27 protein-coding genes, 1 tRNA gene and 2 pseudogenes are annotated in these 26,754 nt (G+C 45.7%); 11 read left to right on the top strand and 19 right to left on the bottom strand.

What is annotated here, in order from left to right; genetic code table 11:
• Window positions 1-69 precede the first annotated feature (69 nt).
• From OXH18_RS01965 to OXH18_RS01955, 3 genes are all read left to right on the top strand, one after another.
• A complete protein-coding gene (locus OXH18_RS01965; RefSeq protein WP_268613115.1) occupies window positions 70-735 on the top strand; it encodes a potassium channel family protein in 666 nt (221 codons plus the stop codon).
• Window positions 736-789: 54 nt separating this feature from the next.
• Window positions 790-2,022, top strand: coding sequence for an anhydro-N-acetylmuramic acid kinase (locus tag OXH18_RS01960; protein WP_268613114.1), 1,233 nt, complete (start codon window positions 790-792; stop codon window positions 2,020-2,022).
• 105 nt (window positions 2,023-2,127) lie between these two features.
• On the top strand, window positions 2,128-2,574 hold the full coding sequence (locus tag OXH18_RS01955) for a hypothetical protein (protein WP_268610740.1): 447 nt from the start codon (window positions 2,128-2,130) through the stop codon (window positions 2,572-2,574).
• A gap of 26 nt (window positions 2,575-2,600) precedes the next feature.
• On the opposite strand, the gene ispD is transcribed toward OXH18_RS01955, so the two are convergent.
• Window positions 2,601-3,290, bottom strand: coding sequence for a 2-C-methyl-D-erythritol 4-phosphate cytidylyltransferase (gene ispD, locus OXH18_RS01950; RefSeq protein WP_268610739.1), 690 nt, complete (start codon window positions 3,288-3,290; stop codon window positions 2,601-2,603).
• 156 nt (window positions 3,291-3,446) lie between these two features.
• On the bottom strand, window positions 3,447-3,836 hold the full coding sequence (locus tag OXH18_RS01945; protein ID WP_268610738.1) for a hypothetical protein: 390 nt from the start codon (window positions 3,834-3,836) through the stop codon (window positions 3,447-3,449).
• Window positions 3,837-4,154: 318 nt separating this feature from the next.
• Here OXH18_RS01945 and OXH18_RS01940 point away from each other — a divergent pair.
• Window positions 4,155-4,226, top strand: a tRNA-Val gene (locus OXH18_RS01940).
• Window positions 4,227-5,002: 776 nt separating this feature from the next.
• Here OXH18_RS01940 and OXH18_RS01930 read toward each other — a convergent pair.
• Window positions 5,003-5,185 (bottom strand): annotated as a pseudogene (locus OXH18_RS01930) (ATP-binding protein); the annotation flags it as partial.
• 90 nt (window positions 5,186-5,275) lie between these two features.
• A complete protein-coding gene (locus OXH18_RS01925) occupies window positions 5,276-5,533 on the bottom strand; it encodes a hypothetical protein (RefSeq protein WP_268610737.1) in 258 nt (85 codons plus the stop codon).
• A gap of 575 nt (window positions 5,534-6,108) precedes the next feature.
• Here OXH18_RS01925 and OXH18_RS01920 point away from each other — a divergent pair.
• On the top strand, window positions 6,109-7,365 hold the full coding sequence (locus OXH18_RS01920; protein ID WP_268608000.1) for an IS110 family RNA-guided transposase: 1,257 nt from the start codon (window positions 6,109-6,111) through the stop codon (window positions 7,363-7,365).
• Between the two features lie 253 nt (window positions 7,366-7,618).
• Here the strand turns inward: OXH18_RS01920 and OXH18_RS25245 are convergent, their stop codons facing one another.
• From OXH18_RS25245 to OXH18_RS01855, 14 genes are all read right to left on the bottom strand, one after another.
• Window positions 7,619-7,744 (bottom strand): HepT-like ribonuclease domain-containing protein, encoded by a 126-nt coding sequence (locus OXH18_RS25245; RefSeq protein WP_315874651.1) that lies wholly within the window; start codon window positions 7,742-7,744, stop codon window positions 7,619-7,621.
• On the bottom strand, window positions 7,737-7,964 hold the full coding sequence (locus tag OXH18_RS01915) for a HepT-like ribonuclease domain-containing protein (RefSeq protein WP_268610736.1): 228 nt from the start codon (window positions 7,962-7,964) through the stop codon (window positions 7,737-7,739). The genes OXH18_RS25245 and OXH18_RS01915 overlap by 8 nt, the downstream gene beginning before the upstream one ends.
• Window positions 7,945-8,259, bottom strand: coding sequence for a nucleotidyltransferase family protein (locus tag OXH18_RS01910; RefSeq protein ID WP_268610735.1), 315 nt, complete (start codon window positions 8,257-8,259; stop codon window positions 7,945-7,947). The genes OXH18_RS01915 and OXH18_RS01910 overlap by 20 nt, the downstream gene beginning before the upstream one ends.
• 171 nt (window positions 8,260-8,430) lie before the next feature.
• Complete coding sequence (locus tag OXH18_RS01905; protein WP_268610734.1) at window positions 8,431-8,820, bottom strand: (2Fe-2S) ferredoxin domain-containing protein; 390 nt, start codon at window positions 8,818-8,820, stop codon at window positions 8,431-8,433.
• 13 nt (window positions 8,821-8,833) lie between these two features.
• Window positions 8,834-9,655 (bottom strand): class I SAM-dependent methyltransferase, encoded by an 822-nt coding sequence (locus OXH18_RS01900; RefSeq protein ID WP_268610733.1) that lies wholly within the window; start codon window positions 9,653-9,655, stop codon window positions 8,834-8,836.
• A gap of 135 nt (window positions 9,656-9,790) precedes the next feature.
• Window positions 9,791-10,033 carry a hypothetical protein gene (locus OXH18_RS01895; protein WP_223047989.1) on the bottom strand — a complete coding sequence of 81 codons (243 nt, stop codon included), beginning with the start codon at window positions 10,031-10,033 and terminating at the stop codon, window positions 9,791-9,793.
• Window positions 10,014-10,292, bottom strand: a complete 279-nt coding sequence (locus tag OXH18_RS01890; RefSeq protein WP_223047990.1) for a BrnT family toxin — start codon at window positions 10,290-10,292, stop codon at window positions 10,014-10,016. Before OXH18_RS01890 ends, OXH18_RS01895 begins: the two co-directional genes overlap by 20 nt.
• Window positions 10,293-10,299: 7 nt before the next feature.
• Window positions 10,300-10,878 carry a hypothetical protein gene (locus OXH18_RS01885; protein ID WP_268610732.1) on the bottom strand — a complete coding sequence of 193 codons (579 nt, stop codon included), beginning with the start codon at window positions 10,876-10,878 and terminating at the stop codon, window positions 10,300-10,302.
• Between the two features lie 155 nt (window positions 10,879-11,033).
• Window positions 11,034-11,825: an HNH endonuclease gene (locus OXH18_RS01880; protein WP_268610731.1), complete on the bottom strand. Its 792-nt coding sequence runs from the start codon at window positions 11,823-11,825 to the stop codon at window positions 11,034-11,036.
• Window positions 11,826-11,999: 174 nt separating this feature from the next.
• Window positions 12,000-12,692, bottom strand: coding sequence for a class I SAM-dependent methyltransferase (locus tag OXH18_RS01875; protein ID WP_268610730.1), 693 nt, complete (start codon window positions 12,690-12,692; stop codon window positions 12,000-12,002).
• A gap of 215 nt (window positions 12,693-12,907) precedes the next feature.
• A complete protein-coding gene (locus tag OXH18_RS01870) occupies window positions 12,908-15,628 on the bottom strand; it encodes a hypothetical protein (RefSeq protein WP_268610729.1) in 2,721 nt (906 codons plus the stop codon).
• Window positions 15,629-15,865: 237 nt separating this feature from the next.
• Window positions 15,866-16,246, bottom strand: coding sequence for a hypothetical protein (locus OXH18_RS01865; protein ID WP_268610728.1), 381 nt, complete (start codon window positions 16,244-16,246; stop codon window positions 15,866-15,868).
• Window positions 16,247-16,462: 216 nt separating this feature from the next.
• Entirely contained in the window at window positions 16,463-17,299 is an 837-nt protein-coding gene (locus OXH18_RS01860; protein ID WP_268610727.1) for an abortive infection family protein, read from the bottom strand.
• A 172-nt stretch (window positions 17,300-17,471) separates the two neighbouring features.
• The gene (locus OXH18_RS01855; protein ID WP_268610726.1) at window positions 17,472-18,938 is read right to left on the bottom strand and encodes a pentapeptide repeat-containing protein; all 1,467 of its coding nucleotides are present in this window, start codon (window positions 18,936-18,938) and stop codon (window positions 17,472-17,474) included.
• Window positions 18,939-19,108: 170 nt separating this feature from the next.
• Between OXH18_RS01855 and OXH18_RS01850 the strand changes: the two genes are divergently transcribed.
• The 4 genes and pseudogenes from OXH18_RS01850 to OXH18_RS01835 all read left to right on the top strand — a co-directional run bounded on the left by OXH18_RS01850 (window position 19,109) and on the right by OXH18_RS01835 (window position 21,120).
• Window positions 19,109-19,297: a hypothetical protein gene (locus OXH18_RS01850; RefSeq protein ID WP_268610725.1), complete on the top strand. Its 189-nt coding sequence runs from the start codon at window positions 19,109-19,111 to the stop codon at window positions 19,295-19,297.
• Window positions 19,298-19,613: 316 nt separating this feature from the next.
• Window positions 19,614-20,579 (top strand): annotated as a pseudogene (locus OXH18_RS01845) (integron integrase).
• Window positions 20,530-20,736: a hypothetical protein gene (locus OXH18_RS01840; RefSeq protein WP_268613266.1), complete on the top strand. Its 207-nt coding sequence runs from the start codon at window positions 20,530-20,532 to the stop codon at window positions 20,734-20,736. Before OXH18_RS01845 ends, OXH18_RS01840 begins: the two are co-directional and overlap by 50 nt.
• A gap of 183 nt (window positions 20,737-20,919) precedes the next feature.
• On the top strand, window positions 20,920-21,120 hold the full coding sequence (locus tag OXH18_RS01835; protein ID WP_268610724.1) for a hypothetical protein: 201 nt from the start codon (window positions 20,920-20,922) through the stop codon (window positions 21,118-21,120).
• Between the two features lie 200 nt (window positions 21,121-21,320).
• Here the strand turns inward: OXH18_RS01835 and OXH18_RS01830 are convergent, their stop codons facing one another.
• On the bottom strand, window positions 21,321-24,137 hold the full coding sequence (locus tag OXH18_RS01830) for a M16 family metallopeptidase (protein ID WP_268610723.1): 2,817 nt from the start codon (window positions 24,135-24,137) through the stop codon (window positions 21,321-21,323).
• Window positions 24,138-24,687: 550 nt separating this feature from the next.
• On the opposite strand from OXH18_RS01830, the gene OXH18_RS01825 reads away from it, so the two are divergent.
• Window positions 24,688-25,371 carry a hypothetical protein gene (locus OXH18_RS01825; RefSeq protein ID WP_268610722.1) on the top strand — a complete coding sequence of 228 codons (684 nt, stop codon included), beginning with the start codon at window positions 24,688-24,690 and terminating at the stop codon, window positions 25,369-25,371.
• Between the two features lie 210 nt (window positions 25,372-25,581).
• Window positions 25,582-26,610 (top strand): phosphoribosylformylglycinamidine cyclo-ligase, encoded by a 1,029-nt coding sequence (gene purM / locus OXH18_RS01820; protein ID WP_268610721.1) that lies wholly within the window; start codon window positions 25,582-25,584, stop codon window positions 26,608-26,610.
• Window positions 26,611-26,754: the final 144 nt, after the last annotated feature.

The raw sequence follows: 26,754 nt of genomic DNA, 5'->3' as shown, positions 1-26,754 counted from the left end.
CTTTTTCAACACTATGGTTTGATAGCCGTGAATTTACTTTCTCTTTCTTCGCTCAGTTTCTTCCGAGGCATGCGGTTGCAAAGCCGCCAGTTTGCTGTGATTGGTCTGGGGCGATTTGGACGAGCGGTGTGCATGACGTTGCACCATTTGGGTTATGAAGTTTTGGGCGTAGACTCGGACGAGCGGCGGGTGGCGCAAATTCTCACCGATCAAGCAGCGGCTCATGCGATTCAGCTAGACTCGACTGAACCGTCTGCCTTAAAGGAGGCTGGACTGTTTGAATTTGATACGGTAATTGTGGCGATCGGTAACTACATTCAGGAGAGCATTATTACAACTCTCAACTTAAAGGACGGCGGCGTGCGCTATGTGATTGCCAAAGCATCAACCGATGTACATGGCAAACTTTTAAAGAAAGTGGGAGCCGATCACGTAATCTTTCCCGAATATGAAATGGGCTGTGCGCTAGCCCGATCGCTAACAAAACCCAGTGTTCTCGATCGCTTTGAAATTGATCCAGACCACAGCATTGTGGAAGTTGCAATTCCAGCAGAATTTGATGGCAAAACGATCGTCGATTTGGATCTGCGCAAGCGCTATGGCATTAATATTCTGGCAGTTGGCAGAGATGGCAGATTTGATATCAACCCCAGCCCTGTCACTCGGCTACACAAGGGTTGGTTAATGGTTGTGATTGGTGCAAACAAATGCATTGATCAGCTACCAGTGGGATAGAGAAAACAAAAAAGGTAGAGGGCTAGATTTTCAATCTCTTGCAAAATTCTTGTGATGAATGTAATTGGGCTGATCAGCGGTACGTCTGTCGATGGAATTGATGCGGTTTTGGTCAATATCTCCGGGACAACCGATGATCTGGTGGTTGACCTCATCGCTGCCAACACCTACCCCTATCCAGCAGAACTGCGCTCACAAATTCTAGCCGTGTGCAATGGGGCAGCGTTGTCGATGGTTGAACTGGCAGAACTGGACGATGCGATCGCTACTGTTTTTGCTCAGGCTGCACTTGCCGTGCAGTCAGGTTTAGGTCAAAATCAACAGCCCGCTGTCTTGATTGGGTCGCATGGTCAAACCGTCTATCATCGTCCCCCTCAACCCATCCACCCCTCCCCAAATTCCCCGTTTCCCGCTTCCCGCTTCCCTTTCTCCCTCGGCTACAGCCTGCAACTAGGGCGAGGAGCTTTAATTGCTCACCTGACAGGTATCACCACAATCAGTAACTTTCGGGCAGCAGATATTGCCGTCGGTGGGCACGGCGCACCCCTCGTCCCACCAGTCGATGTTTGTTTGCTGAGGCATCCACAATATGATCGCTGTGTGCAAAATATTGGCGGTATTGGCAATGTGACATACCTGCCAGCAAAAGCCAACCCTACCCGCAATCTCGCTCTAGATAAGCGCCACTCTGGTCAATCTCATTCCGGAATTGTAGGATGGGATACAGGTCCAGGCAATGCGTTGCTCGATCTGGCGGTACAGCGGTTGTCGGGGGGGCAACAATCGTTCGATCATAATGGGGCTTGGGCTGCCCAAGGCAGTCCTTGTCTAGAACTGGTGCACCAGTGGCTACAACAAGAGTACTTTCAACAACGCCCGCCCAAATCGACCGGACGAGAGCTATTTGGACCCAATTATCTCGATCGCTGTCTACAAGACACGGCCCGCTACGGACTCGGTGATGCCGATGTGCTGGCTACATTAACGGAACTGACGGCCGCGTCCATTGCTCACAGCTATCGATCGTTTTTGCCCCACCTGCCCGATCAAGTGCTGGTGTGTGGCGGCGGTAGCCGCAATCAATACCTCAAACAACGGTTACAGGCAAATCTAAATCCGGCTACGGTTTATACCACCGATGAAATGGGGCTAAATGCCGACTATAAAGAAGCAATCGCGTTTGCCGTGTTGGCCTATTGGCGCATGAACCAAATTCCCGGTAATCTTCCGGAGGTTACAGGCGCAAGCCAAGCTGTTCTTTTAGGGGAAATTCACCTAGTTGTCTAGGATATAGACGATTACGATTAAGACGATCAGGGGTAGGATTTCACGCTGATTTCAATCTCACTGCTAATCTGCCTAAGACGGAATGGGACAGTAAGGACTCAAATTGTGTCACATACCTTTTTGTTGGAACCGGGAAAATGGATGCTACAAGGAAATTGGCTCGATCAAGACGCCTTACCTGTCACGGTGAAAGGTAAAATTTTGGTAGCGTGGAACCGTAACGATTGGTTCACAATGATCACCAAGTTGATCTTCCCACAGTCCGATCGGGCAGAGATTTCATGGCAGTATCGCGGACGGCTAAATACAGACAATCGCCAATATACGTTTGTGCTTCAGCATAGTCTATTAGGGCGGGTTGAAGGGGAAGGTTGGGTAGCCCCAGAGTCGATTGTGCAACGCTACTGGGTCTTGAGCGATCGCCAGCGGCGCACGGGCTTTGAAACGCTACACCAACTCAGTGCAGATCGGTACTGCCTCTCCAGCAGCCTCATGGCGGGGCATCATCTTATGAGCTTGATGGAAGCCACCATAGAACGATTGTCAAGCTAACTGAATGTTAGTTCGACGGTCGCCGCTTATTGGCTGATTCGCTGTCGCAAAATAAACTCAGCGATCGCCAAATCTACAGGAGTGGTAACTTTCAGGTTGGTTTCTTCACCTTCCACAATTGTCACTGGCAGTCCGCATTGTTCAAATAGGGCAGCATCATCTGTGACTTCCCAGCCATGACGCAGCCCTTCGTCATGACATTGGCGCAATGTTTCCACCGCAAAACCTTGGGGAGTTTGGGCCGCCCACAGTTGGTTGCGATCGGGTGTGCGGTCGATGATCTGGCTATCCGGCTTCACGATTTTGATTGTATCTTTGACAGGAACGGCCGCAATTAACCCAGCACAGCATTGTAGCGCTTCTGCACAGCGATCGAACAGATCGGACGTTGCTAAGCATCTCGCCCCATCGTGAATCAGCACCCGATTAGCAGTGGTGGGTAGTCCTTGTAAACCCCGATACACTGACTCTTGCCGAGTTGAGCCGCCCTGAATCAAGTGAACTTTGTCGGACAACTCTAGATGACTAATGATGTTCTTAAAGTCGAGCCAGTCTTCTGGTTGTCCAATAATGCCAATCCACTCGATTTGCTGCGACTGTTTGGCTGCCAGCAACGTCCACGCCAGCACGGGTTGCCCCAACAATGGCAACAGTAATTTATTGCGTTTCGCCCCCATCCGTCGTCCTGAGCCAGCCGCAGGGATCAATAAATACACTGTATCTCCTTCCTTGCAATCAAATGATTGGTAACTTTGGTAACTGTACCGTGTTCAGGGGATCAGGCGATCGAGAATTGGAAATTGGGACTAGTCCGATCGAGTAAATGGATCAGTTCAGCAACCGCCCTAATTCTTCATCCTTAAACCGATTCTCTATCCGGGTAGGACTGCTTCACCAGCGGCAACAGGAATCTGCTGCTCTAAGCGATTCTTTAGATCGGCTGTTAGGTCTTCGTTGCTGCGGTGGGCTTCCCAAGTTCCCGAATGGAGGACACCAATACGCCATTGTCCCTGCATATAATCAGCGGTTTCAGCCAGCGTTCCGGTATAGGCGACTTGATGAGGGGATGTCGTTAGATACCGTTTGGTAAAGCGAATGCTGCGACCAACGACTTCTCCTTCAATTTGTGCCTCTCCTAAATAATTGTCATCTAGAATGCGACCACTCAAGGCATTTCCACCTTGTACAAGTGTTGCTTCAAATCGGGTCGGAATTCCTTCTTGCCAATAGGTTCCAAGCCAAACGCCGTTTACATCTGCCATTGCTTTCCTCCTCATCGTTTCGGCCTGATTGTTTCAGATGCTGCGGTCTTTCTCAACCTCTGCAAGATCATGGCAACCCCAACAGCGATCGGCTAAGTCTGCTTATTGAGCTGCCGTCATCTTGAGGCAACCGTCCTGTCAAAGCCAAACGTCTATGAGTTTAGAAGACATCGTGATGGATTGCTATCTTTTCAAGTTATACTAAGGAAACCTTCAGGCTACTTTTCTTGTAAAAACTGTAGGTTGTACGGTTGCTTGTAACAGTCAACTTGATGATACTGACACAAAGCAAATCTTGCATAATCTGAAATATACTCTGGGCGATTAGCACAGTGGTAGCGCACATCCTTCACACGGATGGGGTCACTGGTTCGAATCCAGTATCGCCCATATATTCAAGTCAGCTTGTACATTCCAGAGCTATTTGTCAGTTTTTCATAGCTCTTGTCAAAGAATATTTTGAAGGACGAATTTTCAAGCGTTTCAGTCTACTGCTTGTAGACGATTTCTACTTTGAGTCTAAAAAGCCAGTTTTTTATAGCGCTTGTCAGAGAATAATTCTTGAAACATCGGCTTTTGAGGATTTGGACTTATAAGTTCTTGCTTAACTTTAAAAAGAAGCAGTTTGCTAAGTCCTCGTTGTGTGAAGGAAGTGCGCCTTTCTATCCACCATTGTTGATGCCAAAGTTATAGCTGAGGAGTCAATAAGAACCCAATAGATAGATCAGAGCAAGAATTCGCTTAGTCTTTCTAAACACCTCTAGCCAAGGAGCCGATAGAAACCCTGACAGTCCAAACCCTCGCTGTGATTTAACTACGCACATCTTTTTGACAAAGCATTTTTATCCGCTTAAATACTAATCTCTTCGTTCATTTTTTGATTAGTATCTTGCTATTAGAAACAGACAAATCGCCAAGTATGCAAGCGTTTGAGCAAATCTGGCAAACCTACCGGATTTTAGACCCCTAATCAGGTTCATCAAATGTAACTCGTAAGAATCGACTTCAATCGGTTTGTAGTACCAACTGGAACGGGCTAAATCTAGCAACTGGCACTGGCGCGACAGACTGATAGTGGGATGGTTAGGATCTACCAGCAATCGCTAATGGGCGAGGGACAATCCCAGCTTTTTTTCAACCAGTCCAACTCCACTTTGAGTTATCCAATCTGCTGATACAAGCTGCATCATGGAGTCGGAGAAGATCGCATCCCACTGGCTGAAGGGTTGGTTGGCTGTAATCAGAAGGCTCCGCCGCTCATAGCGGTGAGCAATCAGTTCAAAGAGCACTGATGTTTCTGCCTCATCCTTCTTGACATACCCCAGATCGTCCAGGATAAGCAGGTCGAATAAAAGGACAATTGCGACCGCATCAGGCAGGATGCTTTGGGCTTGCCTGAGTATGCTCTGAATCGTCCACAACCGGACGGTACTGCTCGGTTATGCCACCACTCGCCAAGCAATGGGAACCGTTCTGCCCCGATACACCACACCCACCCAGACAAGGCAAAAGCAATTCCATACGACAGTTGTGTCCAGGCTCAGATACAACCGTTCCTGGTTCCATTCGGACAGGGCTTGCCTGATCAAGGCATGATGAGCCGCAACGACATCAATAAGCAAGGGAAAGCGGAAAAAATGTTCAGCCATCCACGATAGAAAAATACTTGACTCTGCCGATCGCCAAAATCTAACCACTATAAAGGCAACGAATAACAAGCACCTGAAAAAGCACTCAGGGCGATAAGGGCAAGAATTTGTACGATAGTCGCTATTTTTTGCATGACAGAGGTCTTGGCAAGCATTGGTTTTTGACGAAGTTAGTATGAGTTTAGCTTTCCAACTTTAAAGATGAATTAAATAACCGAATTTGTTTAATCCTTTCAGTCGCGCTAGCTACCAGCCTCAAAACTGACGAATAAGTTCTCTGCTCTGTCCACGCGAAAGATCAGGTGGCATAACGACTCAAATCAGCGGCGATAAATAGCTTCAAACTCAGCACCGATAGCTCTTAGTCGTCCGCTGCATTTGAATTATGGGGGGACAGGACTGAAGCAGAGGGTGTAAGCTCAGCCTCAGGACTGGGAGACAGGGTGGGAGACGACCATGCATCGCGTGACACTTGATGTCTACTAACATATCGACTCGCCCCACCCTGTGCTTCTCTCGATAACGAATCCTCAGAGGACGGTGCGACTACACCTGCCATAATCTTTTCGCCTGAGCAGAAGCAGTCCCAGTTGCATCACCAACTGTAGTTCGAGAATAACATCATGAATCAGAACGTGTACGCTGCCTACATCGGGATTGATTGGTCTGACCGCAAACACGACATTTATCTTTACGATTGCACCACAGGTGAAATAGAAGAGTCTGTCATTGGCGCACAACCGGATGCCATTGCTGCTTGGGTCAAGGGATTACGAAAGCGATACGGCAATGCTTTGTTGGCAGTGTGCTTAGAGCAGAAGCGCGGTCCACTGATTTATGCGCTCTGCCAGTACGAAAACTTGGTGCTTTATCCGATCAACCCACGCACCGTTTCCAACTACCGCAAAGCCTTTCAGCCGTCTCGTGCCAAGTCAGACCCAATTGATGCCCGCATCCTGGTCGAACTGCTGCAAAAGCACCAGGACAAACTTCCAGCCTGGCAGCCGGAAAGTGCTCAGATGCGAGCATTAAGGCAGTGGGTTGAATCCAGACGGATGTTGGTCGGTGAGAAGGTCCGTCTGAGCAATCGCAGGATTGCTGCGCTGAAGAATTACTATCCTCAAGTGTTGGATTGGTTTGAGGACAAGGATACTCAGGTATTTTGCGCTTTTGTTGAACGTTACCCCACGCTCAAGGACGCTCAAGCGGCGCCCCCAGAGGAATTAACTCAGTTTTTCCGCTCTCATCAAGTGATTCGTCGTAGTGCCATCACTCGTCGGATTGCACAAATTGCCGCCTCTGGCATTTCCTTAACCGAAGACCCAGGCATTGTCGAACCGATGCAATGGCTCGTGCAAACCTTGATCGGTCAGTTAAAGCCGTTACTCCTACGCTTAACGGAACTGACGCTCAAGATCGATCGTTGTTTCACGGCACTTCCCGATGCAGGTTGGTTTGCAGCCCTTCCTGGTGCTGGAGAACATCTGGCTCCCCGATTACTTGCAGCCTTTGGGGAAGAGCGATCGCGTTTTGACAGTGCCCAGCAGATGATGTGTTACTTTGGCATTGCCCCTGTTAGAGAGAGTAGTGGCAAGAAGAATTGGGTGCATTGGCGATGGAGTTGTCCGATCTTCTTGCGACAGACGTTTGTAGAGTGGGTCAATCAAAGCCGACATCATTGTGCTTGGGCACAAGCCTATTATCGAATGCAGCGAGCCAAGGGCAATTCTCATCCAGCAGCGATGCGGTCGTTAGCGTTCAAGTGGATACGGATTCTGTTTGGTTGTTGGAAGAATCGAGAGCCATATGATGAGGCGAAGTATGTTGCAGCATTACAGCGTAAGGGTTCGCCAATTGTAAAGTTGCTGGGGGCAATTTGAGAAGGAAATTCAGTTTTTATTGGAGATAAAGTAGGAAAGATTAAAGAGGTAGAAAATGCAACAAAAATAGGAACGAATGGTTGATTCTGAAGCATACTATTATGCACATTTTCAGAGCCAACCTACAATCGTTTGTCTAAGTTTCAAAAGCCGAGAAGCCAACTGAAAAAGACTCAAAAACTTACTTGACCCCATCCTCCTCAGAGGCTATGTTGGGCTGCTGCAAATCCTACTGTTTTTGCCAATACTCGACCTATGGATATTCTTGTTTAAGAATTAGCCTAATTTCAGCATCAAGTGTAGGGATTTTATTGGCTACAACATCCCAAACAATGTCGTAGTCAACACCAAAGTAGTTATGAATTAATCGATCACGCATCCCAGCCATAGACCGGCCACTCAATCACATCGTATTTTTGACGCAACCCATCTGGCAACTGTTTGACAGCTTCGCCAATTACTTCAATACTACGAACGTAAGCGCGCTTCAGCGTTTCATCTTGCACAAATTTTGTCTTGTCTAAACTCGTAGAACTCGTCATGATGTAGGTCGTTTCATCAAGAATATGCTGTAAATATTCACGAGCCGACGGAGACATACTCGACCTCATCTAAAATATGCGGACCAATATAAGGGCTTAATGACTCTACAGTGATAAGGTCAACTGCTCTGCCAAAGAGATCTTCTAGAAAAAAGGATAGATGTATAAAGTTATCAAACGTTTTCTGGTCTGGATCAAAGACAACCAAGATATCAACATCACTTTGAGGGTGAATTGCAGTGTCACGGGCAAACGAGCCGAAAACGCCGCAACGTTTCACTCCAAAGCGGTGTAACTCTTGGTGATACTCCTGGAGCAGAGCTAGCACTTGGGCTTTTGTTTGAACAGGCATCGCTTGTATAGCCTACTCATTTGATATTGAGCTTATCACAGCCCACGAGGCTCACAGGTAGCATCAAAGTGCTGTTTCCACTAAATATGAAGTAACCCAACGTTCACGCTCACCAGACTATGTTGGCAAGTTCCGGCTCAGTGCGGTTGTTAGCCTGTATGGGAAGTGTGCTTACAGGTCTTTTAATAATGGGTTACAAGCAAACCTAAATTCTTCAACGGGTTTGCCTTCCAACAAATGCTCTTGAATAATGCGTTCACAGACCTCTGGCGTAACATGACAATACCAAGTCCCTTCAGGGTAGACAACTGCGAGCGGACCCCCTCGACAAAACATTAAACATTCCACTTCTGTGCGATAAATATTGTGTCCTTCTTGGCTAAGTTGCTTCAGTCGTTTACCCAGATATTTCCAAGTTTTAGCACCTTCTTCAGCCGGGCAACAAGTATCTCCACTTTGGCGCAACCCAGTACACAATAGAATATGTCGTTGATAACCACCTTGCCCATTAACAGCAATACCTCGTGATTTAGCCTTCTGTTGCAAGGGTTTTATATCCATAGTGAGGAGTCCTTTAAGGATGGTTGGAAATTGCGGTGTACAGGCGTGTGCGATACGTCAACCTTACCGAACCTTGGCGATCGCAAAAGCGTTGATGAAATACAGCTAAATCTGATATCAGTTTTTCTAAACCTTCCCCTTCAGACGGTGTAAATCCTTGACTGCGGGCTAAACCGATTAATCCTGGGAAATCTAAGGATTGATTAGAGACAAACTCGTATCGCTCTAAGTTTGTAAAGTAGGGCAACCATAACCCTTGCCAAAATAGTTGATAACGTATGCTTTTGAACCATGCTTTCAGTTGCATTCCAGATTGGGATTGAGGCTCTTGATCCTTGGATGCTTCAAAAACTAGGCGAGTGTATTCTTTGGAAATAAGGTCGCTTTGATCCCAGAAGCTCCATATTAATGCTAAGTGTCCACTGGGCTTGAGGATACGGCGAAACTCTTTGAGGCTTTTATCAAAATCAAACCAATGGAATGCTTGAAACGAGGTTACTAAATCGACTGATGCATTCTCCAGAGGAATTTGTTCAGCAGTGCCAATCAGAAACTCTACGTTTTTGTGCAAGGTCGCTGCTGTTCTCATGTCTTTGTTGGGTTCAATCGCCACAACCCGAATGCCTCGATCTGCTAACAATCTTGCACCAATCCCCGTTCCTGCACCAATATCAGCAGCAGTAATCTGAGTGAGAGATCCCAAATCTGACAAAATTTTATCGATCGCAGAAGCAGGATAAATCAGGCGATACTTTTCGTAATCTTTGCCTTGACCAGAAAAATAGCCCAATGGATTTGTGATTGAATCGGAAGCAGTTGAGAAATCAAAACTCAATTTCTAACCTCGCTGCAGGTTTTATTTTTAGATTAACTCAGAACCCAAGATTGCAGCCCAACGGTGAAGTTGTGCGGCGGCAGACAACCTCGAACTCGCATCAATAACCTTTGTGCCGTCCGCACCAACGTAGTGTTAGGCTGTCTCGCTACCTGCTGATTGTGGCATCGACTCGATCAAGGCTCTTAGCACTTTGTTGACTGATTCAGGCGTTGTAAAAACCTGAGCCACATCCTCATCTAAAACCACAACCGTTAATTTCTGTGGCTTTTGACCAGCAGCAAATCGATTGGGTTTCGCCTTCTCGTAATCAAACCGATACTCAGGTGAAATCTCGTCTTCAAAATTTTGTGTTTGATCAGAGGGCGTTTTGCTCATAATCCTCACGCTCATTGCGAGTAGCTAGACGGGCACTGATGATACGGACATTACCAGATCGCTCAGTAAAAGCAATTAACAGCAACCGATTTTGCCGAGAATGACCAATAATGATTTCTCTCTGTTCATCTACAGAATGAGCCTCATCATCAAAAATGACCGCCAGAGGGTTGTCGAATACGGTTTTGGCTTCTTCAAAGCTGACACCGTGTTTCTTCAAATTACTAGCGGCTTTCGACTGATCCCACTCAAACTTCATGCTTAGATCATACCTGATTGTTCAAGGAGTGTAGTAGCCTTGCACAGAGGTCTGCCATCTCAGCAATAAGCTCCCCAGCCTCAGACAAGAAGGTATAGTACTCAAATCGATACAATGCATCTAACTGGCTTGTAGAAGAAAGTTTTTGATGGAGTAGTTGTTTTTTCGGATCAAGATGTGACAAATCGCCAAAAGTTCTAGCTTTAAAGAGGTCAAGTAATGACAAATCAGGAATATCTGGCACATGAGTTATAACCCTGCCAGTTAACGCTTTAGCCTCTATCAATTCCTCAAAGGTTTTATACACTATGTTCCATTTGTTAAGGAAATTAGACTGATTTTTTGCTAGCTCGTTAACATGCTGGTTCACAAGACAGACACAAACACGGTCATTTTTTTGAATAAACTTGCGAAAGTGAAGAAGATAAGACTCAAGCTGTTCCACTGCTGGTGTGTTTTCAGGCAAAGATCCATGTGAAAATTCAATTTCTTCACTAGAACTGAAATGTTGATAAAACGATTTGGATGTGAGCTTGTTAACTTCAGTAATGAATAATTCTAATTCATTGACAGGAGAGCATTTCATGGTCGTTGAAGTTGAAACTTTCCTCAGTCTACTTGCTTAACCCTTAATACCATACCGGGGGCTGTAAGCAACGTCCTCACAGATAACTTAGAGCAGGCTAACGTTCCCGCTCACCGAACGCAGACAACCTTTGCATCTTACCCAAGCGGCTTCGGTCAATCCGCTGCACCCGAATTGTTAGGAGGCGGTTGAACTTTAGAACTGCTCAACAAAATTTGAAGCTCCTCAATGCTCAACGGAGGAGAGCGGCGATGAATCATGGCATGACAGTTAGGACACACGGGACGTAAATCTTTGACAGGATCAACCTCGTACTCTTCGGCAATCTCAGAAATGGGACAGAGATGGTGTACGTGAATAAAACCTTCGCCTAATTCTCCAAAAACCTGACCGAAATTGAAGCCACAAGCGAAACAACTTGTTCCATAGTAAGCTATGCATCTTTGACGAGCTTGAGGGCTGCGTTCATAAGCATTAACTGAAACTTTGCAGACTGCGCCTTCGCGGAAAACTGTAGTCTCATCAACTTCATCAGGAAACGTGACCGATGAAGAACGTTCAGGCGTAACCCAACCCAAAGCTTCGAGAGCTTCTGCAACTTCTGGATGCATTTCCCAGAAAAATCGATAGGGATTACGCTCTTCGTATCCGCTCGACCAGACAGACCACCATCGATGTGTACCAATTTCTCGCTGACTTGGCTCAAATCCTGTTGCTTCGCAGAATAACCGTCCTAGCCGACCGTATAGCAGATTGACCATGCCACGTCCGCTCTCAATGCCTATTAGCTCTGCAAGTTGGGTCGCTGTAACAGTGCGATTTGGGGCGTAATACTGCTCTTGTAGTAAACGAAGCTGTAATTCATTGATACGAGAACCGAGCGCAGATAAACCGGACACATACTCGTCAACAGTTGGTATTGTACTTGGTTTGAAAACATGACCCATACCAGGCACTTGCTGATTGTGATTTAAGTGTCACACTCATGGTCTTTCGGCTGCGCCCCCACAGATAACCTTGAGCCGCCTAACGGCCCCAATCACCCGCCGCAGATAATCTTGAACTCCAACCGATAACTTCTCAACGGTCGGTGTGCATTGGGATTGTTAGCTGGGTGATCGCTATTTCGATTGCAAAACCGCCACACGACATAATTCTAAGCCGTCTCCGTTATACCCCGAATGTGTTTCAACGACTCGAAACCCATGCCTTTCTAATTCTTGGTTGACCCAGCCTTGAGTTAAATCATCACGACGACTGCGATATTGAGAAATGAGTAATCGCCCCTCTTGAGCGACAAACTCAGCCAATAGCCTTTCGACAAAAGGTTTTCGATAATTGCGCGGCACATAATCGAGTTCAGTTCGCACATAATCAAAGTACTGAGGGGGAGTCCAGTCCCAAGCGTTCCCCCAATAAATATTGCTGGACGATTGAAGGCGTTGTCGAGCTAAATCAACAAGTTTGTCTGAATAGTCTAGACCGTGAGGTGTAAGCTCAATTCCCTTTAACTTTGCCCACGCTACCAAACATTCCAACAAATATCCATTCGCACAACCGATATCAAGATATGTGCCTGATCTCTGGACTGGTGCGAGGTTTGCGATCCGCAGTCGTGTCCAATCCTCAAACGTTCCACTCTTACCGGATTGCTGCCAAGCGGTAGGTGAGGCTACATAGGCTGTTTCCAAAGTCTGTTTAACTTCTGCAAACCAATCTTGTAAGTCCGCCAACGCTACGTCATCAAACACAAAACCACATTGGCACTGCTTCATCGACTCCATGACTTGTTGCAAACACTGAGGACACCGCATGGCGAATCAAATTTCAGAACAATAAGATCCAATCAATTTTCGCTGCCTACCGACAGCCTTCAAACTACTGCCACCACCCGAAACCGAAGCCAGCTAACGACCCCGTTCACCCGCCGCAGACAACCTATGCATCATACCGATCTACTTTCGGCGGTCGGTGTGCATGGGCGTTGTTATACCGCCGGAAGATTTGGTGATCAACAAGCTCTCATAGCCTATCTAGATCTCATTTTTCTGATTTGCGCCAGAGCACGTATGACAGGAGGATCTTTGACATCTTTGGGGAGAATTATCTTGTCATCAGGCTGAATACCACACAAATCAGGATCATGCTCGGCTATTTGCCAGGCAGGACGAATAAATATTTGTCGTTTTAAAATCCCTAATTCCCAAAAGAATTCTGTTCTAGAGAAATCTTGAGATATATATCCTGGAACAAGAATATAAAAGCCTGTCTTTTCAAAAAATGTTGAAAATTGATCAAGATTTCTTGAATTCTTTGGCTCCATAGTATTAATTCGATATGTCAAGATGAATTGCGAGTCACTAGAGGCTTTTATCCATTCAGGATTTACTCCAATGACAACACGATAAGCCGCTGGGTTATTGGCATCAATTCCAGTAATGATAGATACTCTTATTTTTTCTTCTATATCTTCATCGCCAAATTCTTGCTTCCACTGAGAAAAAATCTGTTTGCTTGCAGCTTCATTACGAAACAAAAGTGCAAGCTCTAAAAGTGGAAGATTTTGCTTATTTGGAATCAAGCCAAAACCCGTTCCCTTCCAACTAGCTTTATCCCAAAGGGCAACATCAAGTAGAGAATAAACTTTACGATCACGATGCTTAAGACGATCAACGTTCCTAAGTTCTGGAGGAACTTCACCCTGTCCTAGGCTAGGTTTTGTCTGAGTTGTCTGTTCAACAGAGGCAGTCTGAGTTGATCCATTATTCCAAACAACTACTCGACGAAGTGGAAATTTATTTTCTGTGTTATTTAACTGCCAGTCTGCAAGTCTAATTTTTGGAGTTTTGCCTAAAATATTCCAAATAGCAGTAGCTACATTCGTAAAGTCAAATGCACGTGAGAAAGCAGACTCTTCTCGCAAAAGCCTATCAAAGTATTGTTCTGAATCTGGTACAAAAGCTATGTGAAAAACTAATTGAATAATTAACTCAGCTAATTTTTTATTTAGTGTTTCAGAATTAATATCTGCAATATAAGATTCATTGACAGAATGCTGCACTTTTACGAGAGTTCCAAGATGCGTGGAATTCTCCTCTTCAATTTGAAAATCAATAACATCAGGAACTGAATTTGAAGGGATAATTTGAAACCTTATATTTGACTGATGTGGAAATAACTTAGAGTCGAGACTCGTTGCAAGAAAAGCTTCAAAAGCAGCAAGAATCGACTCTGAAATAAATAGAGATCTATTACTGCTTGGCGTTTCAGCAACTATATTACAGCCTAGTACTTGAGAGATAAGGTCTACTTTATCTTCTGCCAAAAACTCAGGAACCTCTGGCAGATCATTACTCGCTGGTTGTGCTATCCAAGCATCAAAAAGTTCACGAACACTTGATTCATTCTCTTCTTGTGGAATCCAACCTTCAGAACGAAGAGCATCTTCATGACCTAGGGCATATAGTGATGCTATGAATGAATGATTTAAACCAAGATTTTCGAGAATTTCTGGAATAGATTCCAAGCAATGCAAATCTTTGAAGGCAGTCTTAAGAAGAAGGATTCCAAGAACTTGATCTTGAGTTTCTCTCTCTTTCAGGAATCTTTCCTGAGCTTCCTCATCAAATTCAAGTACTTGTGCAATAACTGTGGCATTTTCAATCCATGTGAGAGTACTTGGAATTCGTCCTAACTGTAGTTCAATCCAAATCAAACGCTGTAAACAAGCGAAAGTTTGAATAGTAATCGCGCCATCTTCCCAATACTGATTAAAAGCCTGAGATGCTGCTAGAAGCATATTAGAACGTGCAGCCCATAGTAAACCTGCTGATTCATAAGCACTCGCACATAAGGCGAGTGCAGCGATTAACTCGCCACGGCACTCACGCATAGCTAAGTCATGTTGCGCCCGACCAAGAAGACGAATTGCCTCATAATGATTTCCACTAATAAGCTTTTGGTTGCCTCTCGTCAGAAGCATACGTCCAGAAGTTGCTCTGCTTTCTCGCTCTTGGGAAAGTAGAAGCACGGATTCAAAAAGCTCATCAAAGTCAGGATCATTAGGCAAATATTCACCTAATTTCATAAGGATTTTAATGAGGGGCGTTACAGGAAAATTAACTAAACCTTTGCCTTCCTCAAATACTTTACGAAAATCACTAAGTATCCTTTTCAATTCAAGAGGTTTATCGTGAGACTGACTAAGATCCATCAGTAACTCAATCGACCGCGACTGTAAAACAGTGCTTGGTCGATCTTTATCAGCTTGAAGTCTTTGTAACTCAATGCGTAAGGCTTCAGTCCGTGCATCTATTTTTGCATCAGAAGCATTAAGTTGTGAGCGTTGAACAGTAGTCCATAATAGCTGCCATAAGTTAGCTAATAATTCAATATCTGTGACTTGATCACTGCCAACTGTTAAACATTCAACATTATCATAAATTTGATTGAGCGTATTAAAGTCATCATGCCACCAAAAAGAAGTCCACGCTTTATCATAAGCACATTGAAGTTTTTGCCGATGCGTTCCATATTGTTCGGCTATACGCTCAGCTCTTGCGAAACGCCCATCGACTTCTATACGTGGCAATTCAAGCTCACGCGCCAGTTTAGCTACTTCAATGCAATCCTCTACAAGCTGATACTCAATACCTTGATATCGAGTAGGATCTTGTATCTGTGTCTCTAACTCATTTAACTCAGATTCACGAGCTGTATCTAAGGAACCTTTTTTAATAGATTGAGTCAATGGCGAACTAATTTTTAGAGTTTCTATAGCTAAATATTCGCGCTTATTCTGAAACACCTTATCTAGTATCCAAGTTCTGTCTAGAACTCGTACACTAACGTTGTATTTTTTAAGCAATTCATCTTCAATATTGGCTCTATCTTTGTCCTTGATATATCGACTACTAATGAAATAGATTAAGGTGTAACCACGCTGCGTTTCTATAATGCCTTGTACATCAGAACAAACTTTTGAGCGCTATTGTTGTTTTGCACTAATGGCAAATGCCCACCGTTCCGAAGCAGCTTCGCGTCCAATTCCCTCGTACCAGCGAATTGAAACAGCATCGGAAACAGGGTAGGTTTCAGAGTCTACCTTGCTATCTCCTCCTCCAGTCGGTCCTGTTTGGGGCAAGAGATTAGGACAAATTTCTTTTTCAGCTAATCGTCGGCAGAAATGCTCAAAATCTTTTTCTTGGCTACGATTAGTCAAAGTTTCTAAGTAATACTCAAGGAAACTCCGATCTAAAAGCGGCTCTCCAATTACTTGTGTATCAGAAAATAGATAGGGTCGTCGCGCCCTCATGAAATCCGAAGGACGAAAGGCTTCTGATTCAGGTTGCTGGTGCTTTTCATCCATAAACTTGGTTAAGCCTTAACTCAAGGACAATTCAATCAATATTCTTTAGGGAGAGTACAGAGATACTATTATATCTAATAATTTTTGTGATCACTAAGAAAGCCTAAGCAATTTCTGGCAGATCCCTTGAGGCGGTATAACGGTCGCGCTCACCGGACGCAGATAACTTTTGCAACCTAACCGATCATATTGATACGTTCCGGTGCAGCGCGATTGTTAGGGGGCGTTATCCTTCTTTTTCTGAACTTGATACTCCTTAGTTTCAAACAAAAAATCACAGAGAGTCTTAGCAGAATTAACCGCTAACTTTGCATGATGTTCTAATGGCTTATATGAAATAACATGAGAGTCACTCATTGTATTGCGTAAAGTAGCCAAACCAGAAACTATGCTCGTCAAACCCGACAGAATTTGCCTTAAGCATTCTGCAAGGCTCTCTTGCCCTGGCGAGAGATTCAAGTGCTTTTGAACCCTCTTATACAACTTCGGAAGATTGCCATCATATTCAGGCGGATTGGGATCAAATTCTTTCTCAATCGCTGACAAAACAGCTTCAACAAGAGAGCGTGCATTGGTAATTGCACCATCGAAGTCTCCTTCACCCAGTTTCTTATCACACTTCTTTATTTGTTCGTCAATAAAGATATGGGTCAGTTCAACTGAATTCTCATAAGGGTGCGATAACTCGATTAAAGAACCGTTTAATTTGTAAACATCCCATCTCTTCCCTGAAGGTCGCAATTCATAATTATCAAACTCAAGAAACTGGTTGAGATGTTCGACTGCAACATTAATATCGAGTTCTTTAGGGAGGAAGTGGCGGGGATCAAGAGCTGCAACAAGAATATCTTTTATAGTTGGTGTGTCATTAAATTCACGCAACTTCTCTTCTGCGTAATACCAACGAGAAGGGAATCCACTTTCATAAGTGTCGTTTGAACCAAATTGATTGAAGAACGAAACTAATTGTGGACCGGTTCGATATGGCGATCGCCCTCCATCCCCAGTGATAATCGAGCCAAGAGCGGATATTGTTTGTTCTGATAGTTTCACACTTCAACCAACCTTTACTACCCCACTCAATTATTCTAGAGCACTGCCCCAACCAAGATTTGAGCCGTCTAACGGCAAAACGCAGCGGCGGCAGATAAGCTTGAACTCAGCACCAGCGGCTTTCGACCGTCCGCTGCCGTGACGTGTTAGGTAGCTGGCAAAAACTGAATTACTAGCTATTTGCTTGCAACCACCCTTTAACAACTGCTTTCCCTATCTTCAAATACTTATTCTCCAGCAAAAATTCATCAATAGCAGCTTCACCACCCTCTTTTAGAGCAGTAACGACTCTTTGCTTGAAGGTAGGTGGAATAGCAGAGTTAACATAAGCCATCTGTTGATCTTCAGTTGCGTGAGGATTAGTTGCTTCTAGCTGTTTAAGAAGAGCCTGAATTTCTTGGGCAGCTTCTGCAATGGATTGCCTAGACTCCGAAGCATAAATATGTTGAACATTTTGCTGTTTACCGCCCGATTGAACCGCATCTGCAAAATTACCAAAATTAGAACCACGCATGTCATATTTAGGCGTTTGATTTTCAGCCATGACTTGAATAACTCCCAATAAATTTGTATTATTTTGGCGTTCAATCTTAATTTGCTGACGGAAAAAATCTAATTGCTCTCCTTGTATGTTTAAACGATCTTCTTTTGCTTTTAATAATTGCTCATACTTTTGTCTGAAAAACTTTTCAACTTCTGCTTTATTTGCTTCTGGAGGCACTCGTACTCGAACAACAAAAGCTCCATCATCTTTATTTTCAATGGCTTGAATTGTTAGCTCGACACCTTCCGCTTCAATCCTTAGTTTTTCTAGAGATACAACAAGAGCTTGCCAGTCAATACCATTACGAAAGATAAGATCAACAGTATTCAGTACTTTATGAAAAAGCTTTGTAAACTCCCCTGGAGCAAATTTTTGACTAGGGTTGCTAGGACGACGCTCAAAAAAGTTGCCTTTTATTTCCTCATCTTCCTCGTACCATTCAACTCTCAAGTAAACATAATCGCATTCAACCTTTTCTAGCTTTGTTTCACTATTAATGTTCCAATCCTGTAAACATGCTTCAGTAAATATTGATTCAGTAAAGTCAGTTGCGAGTGCTTCAGTTGCTATTAATATAGCTCCTGTAAGATCGGAACGGCTTAGATTTGAGTAACTCAGACTCGCTCCGCTCAGATCAGCCTTAGCCAAGATTGACATAAAAAGATTAGCTTCACTAAGATGAGCTTGGTCGAGTTGAGCTGATGCTAGATTGGCCATAAAAAGTTGAGAACTTTGTAGGCTTGCCCTGCTAAGATCAGCCTCAAAAAAATTTGCTTCACTAAGGTCAGCTAAGATGAAGTTTGCTTCGTGGAGATTAGCATGACTGAAATTAGCCAAAATACAAACAGAGTGAGCTAAATCAGCTTTAGTAAGGTCAGCTTCAGTAAGGTCAGCATAACTCAGATCTGAATAGCTCAAGTCAGCTTCACGTAAATTAGCACCTTGAAGATTCACACCAGCGAAATCAATCTCGCGTAGCTTCAGTCCTTGAAGATCAGCATGACTGAGATCAGGAACCGAGTTGCTATTTTTTCTCCACTGATTCCAGCTAACAACCCCTTTTTTCAATTGAGTAAGATGTCTTTTTTTAGCCACACCAGCTTTTCATCCTCTCTTTAAAGAATTCTATCTTAATTCTTTAGTTTCGCAGCAACGGTTTGCTATCTAGAATCTTTACCAATGCCTCTTTCCTATATCAGGACTTCCCTCTCAAAATTGTATTACGGTACAAACGATGCAGTGAACTGAAGCGACCTAACGGCACAATGCAGCGGTTGCAGATCACCTTGCACTCAGCACAAGGGGGGTCATCAATCCGCTGCCATGACGTGTTAGCTGGATGCCGCCACCGATCGCCCTCATCCACTCATCCTCTCACCACCCACCGATCGCCTTCCACAATCGCCCCTACCGATCACTTTCTGGGTGCTTTCACACACCATAGTTTGCCTTAAACTACTGTCTCAACAGACCCCCTTCTGGGCGTTTGCGCCTTTGCAGATCACCTCGAAAAGCGAGTGCAACATCTCTGTGCGAAGCCAGCTAACAATTTATTGTACAGAGTAACTCTACATATCCTTCCATCTGAGGTGAATGAACACACTCCCTGCTGCATATCTGCCCCAAATAGCTGGATATACAGCAATCCTACTGTATATTTACCTGAACCAAGGTGGATCTACAGCAAAATTCCGTAGATCCGACCAGGTAATCTCAGTAGAATGCCTATACTATAAAGACATATTTTATACAAAAGTATTACGCTATCCAATGCTGGAACCTCGTCCTCGAAAGCTACTTGACCAAGTGCGCGATGCCATACGAGTCAAGCATTACTCATATAGCACGGAGAAAACTTACGTTTACTGGATTCGTCGCTTCATTCTGTTTCATCACAAACGCCATCCTAACGAGATGGGCGCACCAGAGGTCACGCAGTTTCTCACCCATTTAGCTGTAACCGAACAGGTCGCAGCCGCCACTCAGAATCAGGCACTCAATGCCATTATTTTCCTTTATCGTATCGTCTTGCAACAAGAGCTAGTTGGCATTAACGCCGTACGGGCAAAGACATCGCGCTACCTCCCCACCGTCTTAACGCCAGAGGAAGTGCAGCAAGTCATCTCCCACCTGTATGGCGTGTACAAGTTGGTGATTCAATTGCTATATGGCAGTGGACTTCGCTTGAGTGAGGGATTGGCATTGCGGGTGAAAGATGTGGATTTTGCTCAACAGCAGTTGGTGATTCGAGATACCAAAGGCAAAGAGAGCCGAGTCACGATGTTGCCTGCTTGTGTGGTTGCTCCCCTGCAAACGCATCTGCAAACGGTGCGACAGTTGCACCATCACGACCTGGAGCGCGGTTATGGCTCGGTCTACTTGCCCTTTGCCCTGGAGCGGAAGTATCCCCATGCCGATCGCGCCTGGATTTGGCAGTTTGTGTTCCCTTCGCCGGGGCGATCGCCAGACCCACGCAGTGGGGTAGTGCGCCGTCACCATCTGCATGAAAGTGGGGTACAGAAAACGCTAAAGCAAGCGGTTCGTGTAGCTGACATTGCGAAGCGAGTGGGGTGCCATACCTTTTCGCCATAGTTTTGCCACCCACTTACTGGAAGACGGCTACGACATCCGCACGGGGCAAGAGTTGCTGGGCACAAAGATGTGAAGACGACGATGATTTATACCCATGTGCTCAATCGCGGTGGCAGGGGTGTTCGCAGTCCCCTCGATGCGTGAAACTCGATCGCCCTCTCCTGCCTCATCATCAAAAATTGCTGACAAAAAAAGGCTCGATACGCTTGTGCAACCCGATCGAGTTGGTTTATGCTATGGCGATGCTGGTTCTTTCGCAGGACGAGAGGAACGGCTGAACGGCTCAAGGTACTGGCGCTGATTAGGGAAGCGTCCAACAACCCTAACCAGCTAACCTAACTTCCTGACGACAACAGGAGGCTAGGCTGTGTTGATTGTAGACCAGGTGTCTGCGATCGGCACACCTTGCTGATGCATGGTTGGGTGACACCCATGCCTTGGGCCGTTCCTAACCCAATAGAAAACATCAGCAAGGAATACAACCATGACTGGAGAATGGAATAGTGAGTTGCCCGTTCAGGAGACTGAGCGAGCACAGATTTGGATTATCGGAACACGCGACCAAGTGATACATCAGATCAATGAGTTCTATGTGCGCAAGATTGCCACCGACCGAGTGCAGTTTACGCCGATCGTTCCGGCTCCGTTTGCCACAGGCAAGTACATGACGGTGCTGGTGCGGTAGAGCACAGGTGAGATGAAAGGATGACAGAATCATTCCATCATCCTTGCTTTGAGCACTAAGCCTGATTGACTGACAAACCTCGAATTGTCCTCACCCCAACCCCTCTCTCAGATCGGGCGAGGAGCTTTCGCTCTGCTCCCTCCGGGAGAAGGGTAGGAGATGAGGGCAACTCTGACGTGAATTCAGCCACGCCGATGATTTTAGGTGCCTACATCGATCGCACCTCTGGCCGGACCAGAGGTGACAATCACAAAGTTATCGGGGCGAATCAGGTCGTCTAGCACTTGCTGAATTTGATCGGGGGTAACAGCTTCAATTTTGGTAGGAAACTCACGAATTTCTTCTAATCCCAGTCCGTAGACATCGTTAAAAAGAATTTCCGAAACTAGCACGGGCGGCGCAGATAAATCTACCGAGTAGCTGCTGATCAGCGATCGCTTAGCCGTGTCAATTTCTGTCGTTGTTACGCCCTGTTCGCGCAATTGTCGTAAAACCGCTAGGGTGCTGTCAATGGCTCGATCCACATCATTGGGAGAGGTTTGCATGACAATGGCAAAGGGTCCAGGATGTTGCCCTGCTTGGAAGAAACTGTAGATACCATAGGTCAGCCCCAATCGATCGCGAATTTCGCTACCCAAACGGCTAGACAACACATCCCCTCCAACAATTTGATTCAGCACCAAAGCAGCATAGAAGCGCGGATCTTGACGACTCAAAGCGCTACCATACCCCATGAATGTCACCGCTTCAGCTTTGCCTGGAATCACCTGGTTTAATCGTCTTGTCGATGGTGGTAAAGACACCTCCGAATACACTAATTCAGGACGATCGCCTTCTGCTTTCCATTCCCCAAATGCTTCACTTAATAAAGCTTTAACTTGGTTCGACTCAAAATCACCCACCAGTGACAGTACCGTAGTATCAGGGCGGTAATAAGTTTGGTAGAAGTTCATCACATCTGCTTGCGTGATCTGCATCAAACTTGCTTCAGTGGGCACAGAGTAGAAGGGATGTCCTTCTGGGTATACGGTTTGTCGAAAAACGCGCCAACTCAATTGTTCAGGATCATCGAGTTCTACTTGTAGCTGAGAAAGCGCTCGTTGACGGCTGAGTTCTAGTTGATCGGCAGGAAACGTAGCGTTTTGCAGCACATCCGCCAAGGTTTGCACCAGCAACGGCAAATTTTCATTCAAAGCATAGCCATTGATGCTAACCCCTTCACGACGGCTACTAAAGAGCAGTTCGGCTCCCTGATCTTCTAAGGTTTTGGCGATCGTCAGTGCATCGTTAGTTTCAGTGCCGTTGAGCAAATTATCGGCTGTTAAGCTAGCTAATCCGGCTTGGTCGATTGCATCAAATCCACTTCCTGCCTCTACCCAACCGCTGAGATTGACGATAGGATTGCTAGAATCTGGCAATAGCACCACTTCCAGACCATTGTTTAATGTAAATTTTTCGGGCAATACTTGAGTGCTGCTGTCAGTTGTATCTGGAATGGGTGGCAAATAGCGAGCCACTTCCGCTGGGTCAACGGGTTCTCCCGGATCAAACTTTTCCATTGTTTGCGTCGTCCGTCCATCGCCCTGTACCTCTGGAGCACCGTCTAATTGTGTCGGTTCAAAGAAGCCCAGTGTGCGCTTTGCCGGATCGAGATAGGTTTGCGCCACCCGTTGCACATCCTCAGCGGTGACTTGCTCAATGGCTGCTAAATAGCGATCGCCGTATTGATAATCGCCAGCTACGATTTCAAAGTATCCTAACTGATTTGCCTGACTGGTAATATCTTGGCTCGATAACACAAAGAAAGTTTTCAATTGCGTTTTGGCCCGCTCCAGTTCCTCGGGGGTAATGCCCTGCTGCCGCAACACCTCAATGGTTTGCAGCACCACTTCATCGATCGCCTCCAGAGATTGTCCCGGAGCTGCTGTTACAAATAGATCATACCAACCTGGTTCAATCATTGCCGAGGCATAGGTTCCAGCATTGCTGGCTAACCCGGTTTCCACTAAGGCTTGATACAGTCGGGAACTGCGCCCCACCGACAACACTGTATCCATCAGATCAATCGCGGGTACATCAGGATGCTGGATATCCACTAATGGATACACCGCATTCAGCAACGCCGCACTACCCGGTTCGCGCAACACGATCGGAGCTTGTCGGGCTTCGGGTGGAGCCGGAATCACACCTGCGGACGGAGCATCACCAGTGCGCTTAGGAATTTCTCCAAACAAGTCTTCAATCTGCGCTAATACAGTCTCTGTATCAAAATCTCCCGTGATAATCAGCACTGCATTATCAGGTGTGTAGTAAGTCTCGTAGTAGCGCTGAACGGCATCGACTGTAAAGCTCTGCACATCTGCCTTGGTTCCACCTACGGGTAAACCATAGGGATGTTCTGGAAAAGCAGCCCGCGTGACAGCGCGACTCAAGCGATAGTCAGGACTGTTTTCGTAGCCCTGTAGCTCTGAGATTACCACTCGTTTCTCGCTTTCCAGCCCCGATTCATCAATCAGGGAATTCACCATGCGATCGGCTTCCAACACCAGCATCGCTTCCAGTTTGTCACGTTCCACCGTGCCGTAATAAGCCGTCATGTCATAACTGGTAAAAGCGTTAGACTGGCTGCCCAAAGCACTAAAAAATCGCCCAAATTGAATCGGGCGATCGGCTGTGCCTTTAAACATCATGTGTTCCAACTGATGGGAAATGCCGTTTTCTCCAGGCGGTTCGTTGCGCGATCCGACGCGATACCACACCTGGACACTCACCACGGGGGCTGTATGCACTTCCTTGGTCAATATGGTTAAGCCGTTATCAAGAACCGTTTTGCGAGCGCCGTCGGTAATTGAAATCGATGAAGCGACAGCGGTATCTGACGATACGGTTAACGGTGGATTAGCCGATGTGTTGAACAGTGTTGGGATAGAGGCACTGGAAGGCAGGTCAGACAGGGCGATCGCACCCATCAAGCAGGTGAGAAACAAGCCCAGTAATAGGGAGGGACGAATTTTCATAGCAACTGGATCAAGGGGGCAGCGTTATAAACAGAGACCGACATCGAGTCCAATCTGATTTAAACAAAATCTGGAGGATTCTGGCATCAGCGTTGCAAATTTAAGCATTTTCGCGGGTTGGCCGGACTACATATACGAGGGTTGGCCGAATCATCTATTCATCGCATATTTAGAATTGTAACGATTTTCTTGAAATCATCGCCTTTCAATGAAAGGTGTAGTGTGACCACACACGGGTGTAGCCACAGCGTTTCAGTATCGTGATTTGAGCGGCGCATTCGTCGCCTACGGATTAGAAATCAGGAAAACCAGCATCCGTTCAAACTAACCAGATAGTATCCTCTTCATCGCCGTTAGATATTGCAGTTAGATTAGGTCGAAGATTCCGCAATCATGACATTGATCATTGCATCAATGATTACATCGATCGTAAACAAATTCGATCGATTGCTTTATCAGTTTTCTACATCATTTGAGGCAGAATTCAGCAACTAAAGCCGTTAAAAACCCACTAATTCCCTGTTAAAAACCATTCGTTTGAGAGTAGTCTATGAGCAGTCAAGAAATATTTGGTGAGACGCTGCAATTGCTCCAGATTCAAATCGAGTCTCTGCAAAAAAATGCAAAGTGCAAACAGCTAACGCCCAACCAAATGATAGTGTGGCTACAAGGATTGATCGAAGGATTGAATGACAGCAAGCGATCGCTGTCCGAGCTAGCAAAAATCGATCAAGAAGTGGAAAGTAAAAAACGAATTTATTATCATATTGCAGAATTTCTGCAAGACCATTTTCACCAATCATCAAACAAAATTCACTTCAGCACATATCTCAATACTGTTTACTTGCTTTGCCAAGAACAAGACGCACGCATTGTATATAGTCAAGTATATAGTAAACAGGCTTACCAGCTTGAAGATATAGTAAGGAGACATTGTCTAAAAGTTGAAGCAAAATATGAACGCTTTCAAGAACAAAAGATTTATCGACGCCAACTTACTATGACGGCTCATAAAGAGAATAGACCAGTGAATCAATTAACATCACAGGAAACGGAGGCAGCCATCATTGAAAGGCGATCGGTTGTCGATCAATTTACTTGGAGAGAATTACCGGCGAGTGTTCAGCAGGCATTTGTCCAAAGCCGCAAAAATTACTGTAACGTTAGAATTTATCCAGTTCATTCCTGTAACCAAGTTTGCTGTTGTGGGTATTCTCTAATCTCTAATAGCTAAGATTCAAACTGGCACATCTAGTAAACGCCGCTTCGTTGCACGATGTCGTCTTCGTTGTACGATGTCGTCATCGATCTGTTCATCAATCGTTACAAGTTTGACTTGAATGCTTGAAGCCCATCCGCACGTCTAGTCCACTCCCCCCTATTACCGATCACTCGCTGATTCGATACAATACCTCCTGCAAGGGAGACGATCGGAGACAGGCACATGGACTATCGGCAAGCAGGTGTGGATGTAGAGGCAGGACGGGCGTTTGTGCAGCGAATTCGCAGCCTGGTGGAAAGTACTCATCGTCCGGAGGTGTTGGGTGGGTTGGGTGGCTTTAGTGGATTTTTTCAGTTACCTAGTGGCTATCGGGAGCCTGTGTTGGTGTCAGGAACCGATGGCGTGGGCACAAAACTGAAATTAGCACACCAGTGTGATTACCACACAACAGTTGGCATTGACCTGGTAGCGATGTGTGTTAACGATGTATTAACATCCGGAGCCGAACCGCTGTTTTTTTTGGATTATTTAGCAACAGGCAGACTGAACCCTGAGCAGTTAGCAGAAGTCGTCTCTGGTATTGCTGAAGGATGCCGCATGGCGGGATGTGCACTGCTGGGCGGAGAAACGGCAGAAATGCCAGGGTTTTATCAAGCGGGCGAGTATGATTTAGCAGGATTTTGTGTTGGAATTGTGGAAAAGAGCGAGATCCTAGATGGCTCGCAAGTGCAAGTAGGTGATGTGGCGATCGGGCTGGCAAGTCAAGGCATTCATAGCAACGGGTATAGCTTGGTGCGGAAAATCATTGAAGCCAATGGGTATTCACTGGATGCTATACCTTCTGAACTGGGGGGCAAATCGTTAGCTGATGAACTGCTCACCCCTACCCAGATTTATGTCAAACCTGTTTTGGCAGCGCGGCAAGCAGGACTGGAAATTCATGGCATGGCCCATATCACCGGAGGTGGGCTACCGGAAAATCTACCGAGATGTTTAGCGAGTGGCCAATCGATCGCGGTGGATGCTTCTTCTTGGCCAATACCACCGATTTTTTCCTGGCTTGCAGCGCGTGGTTCCGTCAGCCCGATCGACATGTTCCATACATTCAATATGGGCATTGGCTTTGTGTTGCTGGTTCCACCCAATCAAGTCGATCGCACGATTCAGTGGTTTGCCGCACAAAATCTGGCCGCTTGGACGATTGGACAAGTGATTGCCGGAACGGGTGAATTGGCGTTGGTGAATTTGTAGCAAACGTCAATTTGTAGGAGTCAATTTGTAGGAAACATCCTCTAGCGCATCGCAAATGCATAAGAACGTAGAAATGCATAAGAACGTAGAAAGGTGCGAGAAGCGGGGGAGCTTATTTAGTCTATCTATATCACCGTAGCCTTC

Origin of the sequence: Thermocoleostomius sinensis A174, from assembly GCF_026802175.1 — a bacterium.
Lineage (GTDB): Bacteria > Cyanobacteriota > Cyanobacteriia > Elainellales > Elainellaceae > Thermocoleostomius > Thermocoleostomius sinensis.
Note: the sequence above shows the minus strand (reverse complement) of the source record. Positions and strands in the feature narration are given on the sequence as shown.

Excerpts from the sequence above, each read along its gene's own strand:
- OXH18_RS01965 (WP_268613115.1), top strand. The coding sequence starts at position 70 with ATGCGGTTGCAAAGCCGCCAGTTTGCTGTGATTGGTCTGGGGCGATTT.
- OXH18_RS01960 (WP_268613114.1), top strand. The coding sequence starts at position 790 with ATGAATGTAATTGGGCTGATCAGCGGTACGTCTGTCGATGGAATTGAT.
- OXH18_RS01945 (WP_268610738.1), bottom strand. The coding sequence starts at position 3,836 with ATGGCAGATGTAAACGGCGTTTGGCTTGGAACCTATTGGCAAGAAGGA.
- OXH18_RS01920 (WP_268608000.1), top strand. The coding sequence starts at position 6,109 with ATGAATCAGAACGTGTACGCTGCCTACATCGGGATTGATTGGTCTGAC.
- OXH18_RS25245 (WP_315874651.1), bottom strand. The coding sequence starts at position 7,744 with ATGCGTGATCGATTAATTCATAACTACTTTGGTGTTGACTACGACATT.
- OXH18_RS01915 (WP_268610736.1), bottom strand. The coding sequence starts at position 7,964 with ATGTCTCCGTCGGCTCGTGAATATTTACAGCATATTCTTGATGAAACG.
- OXH18_RS01910 (WP_268610735.1), bottom strand. The coding sequence starts at position 8,259 with ATGCCTGTTCAAACAAAAGCCCAAGTGCTAGCTCTGCTCCAGGAGTAT.
- OXH18_RS01905 (WP_268610734.1), bottom strand. The coding sequence starts at position 8,820 with ATGGATATAAAACCCTTGCAACAGAAGGCTAAATCACGAGGTATTGCT.
- OXH18_RS01895 (WP_223047989.1), bottom strand. The coding sequence starts at position 10,033 with ATGAGCAAAACGCCCTCTGATCAAACACAAAATTTTGAAGACGAGATT.
- OXH18_RS01890 (WP_223047990.1), bottom strand. The coding sequence starts at position 10,292 with ATGAAGTTTGAGTGGGATCAGTCGAAAGCCGCTAGTAATTTGAAGAAA.
- OXH18_RS01885 (WP_268610732.1), bottom strand. The coding sequence starts at position 10,878 with ATGAAATGCTCTCCTGTCAATGAATTAGAATTATTCATTACTGAAGTT.
- OXH18_RS01880 (WP_268610731.1), bottom strand. The coding sequence starts at position 11,825 with ATGGGTCATGTTTTCAAACCAAGTACAATACCAACTGTTGACGAGTAT.
- OXH18_RS01875 (WP_268610730.1), bottom strand. The coding sequence starts at position 12,692 with ATGCGGTGTCCTCAGTGTTTGCAACAAGTCATGGAGTCGATGAAGCAG.
- OXH18_RS01865 (WP_268610728.1), bottom strand. The coding sequence starts at position 16,246 with ATGGATGAAAAGCACCAGCAACCTGAATCAGAAGCCTTTCGTCCTTCG.
- OXH18_RS01850 (WP_268610725.1), top strand. The coding sequence starts at position 19,109 with ATGCAGCGGTTGCAGATCACCTTGCACTCAGCACAAGGGGGGTCATCA.
- OXH18_RS01840 (WP_268613266.1), top strand. The coding sequence starts at position 20,530 with ATGTGCTCAATCGCGGTGGCAGGGGTGTTCGCAGTCCCCTCGATGCGT.
- OXH18_RS01835 (WP_268610724.1), top strand. The coding sequence starts at position 20,920 with ATGACTGGAGAATGGAATAGTGAGTTGCCCGTTCAGGAGACTGAGCGA.
- OXH18_RS01830 (WP_268610723.1), bottom strand. The coding sequence starts at position 24,137 with ATGAAAATTCGTCCCTCCCTATTACTGGGCTTGTTTCTCACCTGCTTG.
- OXH18_RS01825 (WP_268610722.1), top strand. The coding sequence starts at position 24,688 with ATGAGCAGTCAAGAAATATTTGGTGAGACGCTGCAATTGCTCCAGATT.
- purM (WP_268610721.1), top strand. The coding sequence starts at position 25,582 with ATGGACTATCGGCAAGCAGGTGTGGATGTAGAGGCAGGACGGGCGTTT.